Source organism: Haloferula sp. (genome assembly GCF_049672945.1).
In the GTDB taxonomy this organism is placed as follows: Bacteria; Verrucomicrobiota; Verrucomicrobiia; order Verrucomicrobiales; family Akkermansiaceae; genus Haloferula.
In genome coordinates, this window is the sequence record NZ_JBATWY010000149.1 from 1 (window position 1) to 7,307 (window position 7,307).

The 7,307-nt window shown below is 52.3% G+C and carries 4 protein-coding genes; all 4 read left to right on the forward strand.

From position 1 onward, the window contains the following. Positions 1-135: 135 nt before the first annotated feature. On the forward strand, positions 136-2,484 hold the full coding sequence (locus tag WBG04_RS13405; protein WP_424314952.1) for a glycoside hydrolase family 95 protein: 2,349 nt from the start codon (positions 136-138) through the stop codon (positions 2,482-2,484). A gap of 99 nt (positions 2,485-2,583) precedes the next feature. Continuing rightward, on the forward strand, positions 2,584-5,094 hold the full coding sequence (locus WBG04_RS13410; protein ID WP_424314954.1) for a glycosyl hydrolase family 95 catalytic domain-containing protein: 2,511 nt from the start codon (positions 2,584-2,586) through the stop codon (positions 5,092-5,094). 106 nt (positions 5,095-5,200) lie between these two features. Then, complete coding sequence (locus WBG04_RS13415) at positions 5,201-6,814, forward strand: sulfatase-like hydrolase/transferase (protein WP_424314955.1); 1,614 nt, start codon at positions 5,201-5,203, stop codon at positions 6,812-6,814. A gap of 172 nt (positions 6,815-6,986) precedes the next feature. Then, positions 6,987-7,307, forward strand: a 321-nt coding sequence (locus tag WBG04_RS13420) for a hypothetical protein (protein ID WP_424314956.1), incomplete at its 3' end; no start/stop codon positions are given.

Genomic DNA, 7,307 nt, shown 5'->3' on the forward strand with positions numbered 1-7,307 from the left:
TCTCTGGCGTTCTTGAGCGCTACCGAGGACAATACATCGAAATCGAAGATTTGCCAATTTACTTGGCCCCTGCGGCTCATGCAGTTAACCGAAAGTCTCATGAGAATATTCCGTTTCTTTAAACTAATCTTTCTTTTGCTTATATTTTCAAGCCAGAGTCGAGGTGATGATGAGGTGCTTGAACTTTGGTATGATAAGCCAGCAGAGGACTGGATCGAGGCTCTTCCCATTGGAAATGGGAAGATGGGAGCCATGGTTTTTGGAGGGATCGAAGAGGAGCGAATTCAGTTCAACGAGGCGACGCTCTATGTCGGGCAACCTCATGACTACTCTCGCCCCGGGGCCTACAAACACCTAAAAAGAATCCGTCAGCTTCTCTTCGATGGAAAGCAGAAGGAGGCCGAGTCGCTGGCCAGAAAGCACTTGATGAGCGATCCGATCACCCAGGTTCCCTATCAGCCGTTTGGTGATTTAAAGATCAGATTTTCCCATGGGGCGGGTGGGGTCGAGGACTACCGTAGAAGCCTAGATCTGGAGTATGCCGTTGCTCATACCAGCTACCGCATGGGTGAAGTCATTTACCGGCGTGAAGTAATTGCTAGTCATCCGGATCGTATGATCGCAGTCAGACTCTCTGCTAATGTAGGCGGGCAGGTCTCCTTTTCTCTTGGGGCGGAATCTCCTCATAAGGGCACGACGGTCCGCCGATATGGCAGGGCAGGCTTGGAATTGTCGGGGTCACTTCCCAGCGAGCTGATTGACAAAAGGTACAAGATCAGACGTCAATTCGACAGCCCGCTCAATTTCCAGGCCAAGGTGGAAGTCGAAGTGCAAGGTGGTCGTGTGCGATATGTGGACGATCACGTCGTCGTGGAAGGTGCGGATTCAGCGACCATCGTGTTGGCGGCGGGTACAAGCTACCGGAACTTTCGCGATGTCAGTGGTGACCCTGCGAAAGTCTGTAGCGGAATTCTAGAACCATTGAAGGACAAGTCGTGGAAGCGACTCAAGGAAGTCCACGTGGAAGATCACAAAAACCTGTTCAATCGTGTCTCCTTCCATCTTGGCGCTTCATCCTCCAAACAGCAGTCCTTGCCGACTGACCAGCGGCTGATCGCGAGTCAAAAGCAGGACGATCCTGGTCTTGTCCGCCTACTCTTTCACTACGGTCGATACCTCTTGATCGCATGCAGTCGATCCGGCGGGCAGCCAGCGAACCTTCAGGGGATCTGGAACCAGGACGTGGAGCCAGCATGGGGCAGTCGCTATACGGTCAACATCAACACGCAGATGAACTACTGGCCGGCGGAGATTGCGAACCTCGCTGAATGTCATGAGCCTTTGTTTGCAGCAATGGAGGAGTTGGTGGTTTCGGGTGGTGACGTTGCACGTAATCACTACAATGCTCGCGGCTGGGTGCTTCACCACAACTTCGACTTGTGGCGAGGGGCTGCGCCAATCAACGGTTCGAATCACGGTATTTGGGTCACTGGTGGTGCCTGGCTCTGCCAACACCTCTGGTGGCACTATGAATTCGGCGGAGATAGAAAGTTTCTCGAACGGGCTTACCCAATCATGAGAGACTCAGCGCGATTCTTTGTGGATTTTCTCGTCGAAGACCCACGTAGCGGCAAAGGATGGCTGATCAGCACGCCGAGCCACTCGCCTGAGAACGGCGGTCTCGTGGCCGGGCCAACCATGGATCACCAGATCATTCGCGAGCTCTTTCGAAACGTGATCGAAGCTTCCGAATTGCTCGGGAAGGATCCCGAATTGAGGGCTCAACTCACGACGATGATCCCAAAGATTGCTCCCAATCAGATTGGCAAACATGGACAGCTTCAGGAGTGGCTTGAAGACAAGGACAGTATGGACAACAAGCACCGTCACGTTTCCCATCTTTGGGCGGTCCACCCGGGCAGCGAAATCAATTGGCGTGACAATCCCGAGATGTTCGCTGCCGCGCGTCAGTCGCTGATTTATCGGGGTGATGAAGCCACTGGCTGGAGCATGGGCTGGAAGATTAATTTCTGGGCGCGCTTTCTCGAAGGGGAGAGAGCACACGCACTTCTCAAGAAACTAATGCATCTCACTCGCGTCAATGAACCCAGTATGGATCCAAATGAGAGTGGTCTCTATCCCAACCTGCTCGATGCCCATCCACCTTTCCAGATCGATGGGAATTTTGGAGCCACCGCCGGGATTACCGAAATGCTTGTGCAGAGCCATTTGGACTCTAAGAATGGCGGTCCACTCCTTCACTTGCTGCCGGCTCTGCCTCCGGAGTGGAGCCATGGGGCTATCTCGGGCTTGCGTGCCAGAGGAGGCTTCGAACTTGATCTCACGTGGGACTCCGGCGTCATTCAGACTTACCGTATTCGCAGTCACTTCGGGAGCTCCTGTAAGGTTCTTGTCGGCGGTGAGGAGAAACTCTTGGAGCTCACTCCAAACGAAGTGATCGAATGGAACCGGCCGGTTGATTGATGCAAGAATCGTATGCTCTTTTCGTTCGGGGGAAACAATCGATAATATATACCGAATACCTTTTGATCTCTCATAAGATCCGTGTTTAGGCGTACATGATTGGAAAAATTCACAACCAAATACGAGCGGTTGCGTGCTAAGGCTCCGTCCAATTGTTTGGTGTTTTTCGGGAAAATACCACCAGAACTCACAAATATGATGAAAGTTCCCTTTTTACTTCTACTGCTGACCTATTGCTTTCCCGCCGAATCTGCGGGTCAAACACCCAAGTTCGATGTGGACTACAAGGAGTTTCTCGGGCAGCACGATATGATCTGGGACAGAGTGCCTCATCGCTGGGAGGTCTCTCCCTATTCAGGAAACGGCAATATTGGATTCCTGTTCTATCAGGGTTCTCGCGACCGGAAAAACCAGATTTCAATCCATGTCGGACGCCACGACTACTATGACCACCGGTTGCCGGAGGAGGGGAAAGAGCACTTGTGGATCTATCGAAGTCGGCTGCCGCTCGGGCGTTTCATCTTGGAATCGGAAGGGGAGATAACCGGGGCCAATATGAGGCTGGATCTTTGGAACGCTGAACTCACTGGGAGAATCCAGACCACCGAAGGAAGCTTCGCGATTCATGCTTTCAGCCATAGTCTGCTCGATGTGATCTGGTTTGAAACTCAAGCCAGTGGTGAGGCGGTCAAAATCAGTTGGCATCCGGAAGAACCGGCCCCGCCGGTTCGGGTGACCTTGGATCATGGCGGAGGTCCAAAGGGTGGGATATGGGATGCGATGCGTAAGGCTCCACTACCGATGCCACCGCCGCCGCTTCACCGTAGTGAGGGGAATATGAACTTCTGCCTACAAGAGCTATATCAGCATCGCGGTGAAACGACGACGGGTTGGGAGATTCTTGGAGATAGCTCGGGAAAACAGACTCTTCTCGCGAGTGTCCACCACAGCTTTCCTGAGAAAAACAGCTTGGCCACCGTGAAGCAGAACTTGCAGCGAGCAGAGAAGCTGCAGAAGGAAGGTAACCTAATTTCCACTCACCGCGCGTGGTGGCACGACTATTATCCACAGAGTTTTCTCACCATCAATGATCCTGAGAAGGAAGCCTTCTATTGGATTCAGATGTACAAGCTCGCTTCTGCGGTGCGCGGGAAGGGGCCGATTCTGGATCTGATGGGGCCTTGGTATTACAATACCTTCTGGCCGATGGTCTGGGGTGACCTGAATGTCCAGCTCATCTACTGGACCCACCTTACGGCCAATCGCATGGAGATCGGTGAATCTTTGATCAATAACATCGACAAGTATGCCGAAAACCTGACGCAGAACGTCCCGAAGCACTGGAAGGATAGCGCTTCGATGGCGACACTGATTCCGCAGGATCTCAAGGGGAGTGCAGCAGGAAAGGTCCCCGACATGCTCGCATGGTTGCTGCACAACTACTGGCTCCACTGCGAATACGGTGGCGACCGCCAGCGGATGCGGGACGGACTTTTCCCAATTCTCAGAAGAACCGGAAACGCCTACCTAAACTACCTCAAGGACAACCCGGTGACGTCAGGGGATGGAACGATTCATATCCGGAACAGCTGGTCGCCCGAGTATCCGGGCGGCAATGGTCAGGATATTAATTTTACCATCGGTCTGATGGACTGGGTTTTTCAAACCCTGCTAGAAATCAATGAGGAGCACGGACTAAAAGATCCGCTGGCGGCGGAGTGGCGTCGAGTTAGTGATCATCTGGTTGACTATCAGGTGGATAAGAACGGTTTGCGCATCGGCAGGAACATCCCGTTTGACAAGCCTCACCGCCACTATTCGCACCTTCTGCCCTTCTATCCCTTGCATGTCATCAATCTTGAGGAGCCGGATAATCAAAAATTGTTACGGACCAGTCTGGATCACTGGCTCTACGTCTCGATGAATCTTGATAAAAAAGATCACGCCATGCCGGTGACTGGTTACACCGCAACAGGTGCGGCTTCGATATATGCCACTTTGGGTGACTCAAAAATGGCGTATCACTATCTAGACTTCCTGATCAAACATCGCAACGTCTCGACGACTACCATGTATGCCGAGGGGAATCCGGTGATCGAAAGCCCCCTGTCGTTTTCGACCAGTATCCATGACATGCTGTTGCAAAGCTGGAGTGGGGTAATTCGCGTATTTCCTGCCGCACCTGATCGATGGCAGGATGTCGCTTTCCACCGCTTCAGGACTGAAGGCGCGTTCCTTGTGAGTGCCCGGAAGGAGGCAGGGGAAACTCAGTTCGTGTCTGTTGAGAGTGAGAAGGGTGGTCCCTGTATTGTGAAAATCGACATTGCGAATCCGGTGATTCTGGTCAATGGCGAAGCCAGTAAGGTTTCCACGCGTGTGAAGAAAGAAGCGAAGGATCGCTACAGGGTTCAACTGGCAGCAGGTGAGTCCGTACTATTTTTTCAGCAAGGAGTTGATCCGCGTTCCCTCACGATCAACCAAGTTCCGGTGAAAGAAAGTGATCAAAACTTGTTTGGTTACAGCAAAAAGACCGAACGGCTGCCGGGTCACAACTTCTACAAGGGCCGTGAGGAGTGGGATTACTCGAAGAAACTCAAACGTGGGAAATAGCCTCCTGTGAGTTTTGCTTGGCAGCTGAATCCGTCTTTCCAATGGGAACCTGTCAGCTAGGAGGAGTTTGCCGGGTGCTGTTGTCATCTTTCAGAAATAAATTGATATGAAAGTCTTGCTGTATGCCCCTTCCCGTCTTCGACGCTGTGTCCGCTTCACCGGCCTCTTATGCTTGGCTTTCTTGGGAGGCATCCTTCCGGTCGCTGCCGGGAGTGAGGAGCTCCCTCGCCGGCCGAACATTATCCTGATTGTCGGTGATGATGTTGGTTATTCTGACATTGGCTGCTTCGGTTCTGAGATTCAAACTCCCCATCTGGACAGTCTGGGAATGCAAGGCATGCGTTTCACTCAGTTTACCAATATGTCGAAGTGCGATCCTACACGATCCGCCCTGTTGACAGGCTTGATGACACCTACCCCGATGGGTCAGAACAAATTGCCCCGCTCACATCCTCGTGCTGGCAATTCTATTCACTTTGCCAGACTGCTCAAAGAGGCGGGCTACTATACCGCCATGGCAGGCAAGGAACATTACAGCACCTGGGTTCCCAAACAAATGTATGCCTCCAACGACATCTTTGATGATTACTTCATCTACTGGGCCATCAATCCGTTTTTCGAGCGAGGTGACGGCAAAGATTTCGAAAACCCCTTCATGTTTAACGGAAAACCCATTTCGGTTGATGAAATGATTCCGCACCGCAAACCATTCTTTAAAACCGATGTTGTGACGGACTATGCACTCAGTTTTCTGGAGCGAGCCCATCAACAGGATAAACCCTTTTTCCTCTACCTTCCTTACCATGCAGCTCACTATCCGATTCAAGCGCGGCCTGAGGATATTGCCAGATATCGCGGTCATTACCAGAAGCTCGGCTGGAATAGAATCCGGCAGGCACGCTTTGAAAAGCAACAGGGACTCGGGATCCTCCCACCAAACGCCGCCCTTCCGCCAACACCGTTGAACTGGGAGAAACTCTCCGAGCGAGAGCAGCATCATGAAGATGAAATGATGGCAATTTTCAGTGGACTAATCACACGCATGGATGAAAACATCGGTCGCATCATCGAGAAAACCATAGCGCTGGAGTGCGCGGATAATACCCTGATTATCTTCATTTCGGATAATGGCTCAACCGAGGTGACTAGTTCCATGAAATTGCAAGCCCGAACCCCTAAGCCGCGCGGTGACGCCGGTGGTCCGAGCTCCTACGACTTTCTAGGTCGGGGCTGGGCAACGGTTGGAAACACCCCTTACCGCCAATTTAAGAGATCTTCTTTTGCCGGAGGCCAGCGGACACATGGAATTTTCTACTGGCCTGGCACCATCCAACCAAAGATCTGTCATGCGCCAACTCACCTGACCGACCTTTACCCGACCTTTCTGGAACTCGCCGGAATTACCTACCCACAAACATTTCATGATATACGGACACCGACTCTCGACGGCCTGTCACTTGCACCGCTTATTCAGGGTAAGGCACTTCCAGCAGCGGAGCAAAGACTCATCGTATCCGGAACGTATGAAACCACTCAGTCACTGCGAATGGGTAACTGGAAATGGATCACAGGTGATAAGGTGCGCGGAAAAAACCAAAACCAATACCTGTTTGATCTGGCCAAGGACCCCTGTGAAAGCGAGAACCTTTACAAAGCCATGCCAGAGAAAGTGCAACACCTCGAGCAAGCCTATGAAAAGTGGCTTAGCGAGAGAGAATAGACTATGGGTAGGCAAACGGACGGAGTTAGACCCGAATGGCACTGTTTTAAGCCGGATCTCGGGATAAAAGAGTGGCCGAAAGCCCGCCGGAACTGTTAGATAATGTCTGACCAATAACGAACCGTTCCTGAGCGGATTTCCGACACAGATTTGTGGCAGCATCCGTCGTCGCTTGCAAGATGTTCTCTCGGCCAGACGACGTGATCTCGCGGCTTCCTCCATCGCCACTTACGCGCTGCAATTCTCCCACATCCTGCCCGCTGAATTCCTCCACGGACTCTCCGTCTCCAAGCGATTTTGTCAGTGCTGCAACGTCGTCGTCTTCTGGGCGTGGATTGCTCAGATCTTCGAAACCAACGCCTCACTCTCCAAGGCCGTGAGTTTCGGCCAAGCGTGGTGTGACGACGCAGGCCTGCCTGTGCCCAACAAGGACACAGGCTCCTTCAGCAGGGGGCGAGGTCGACTCCCTCTTAAGTTTCTCACAGCCGTAAAC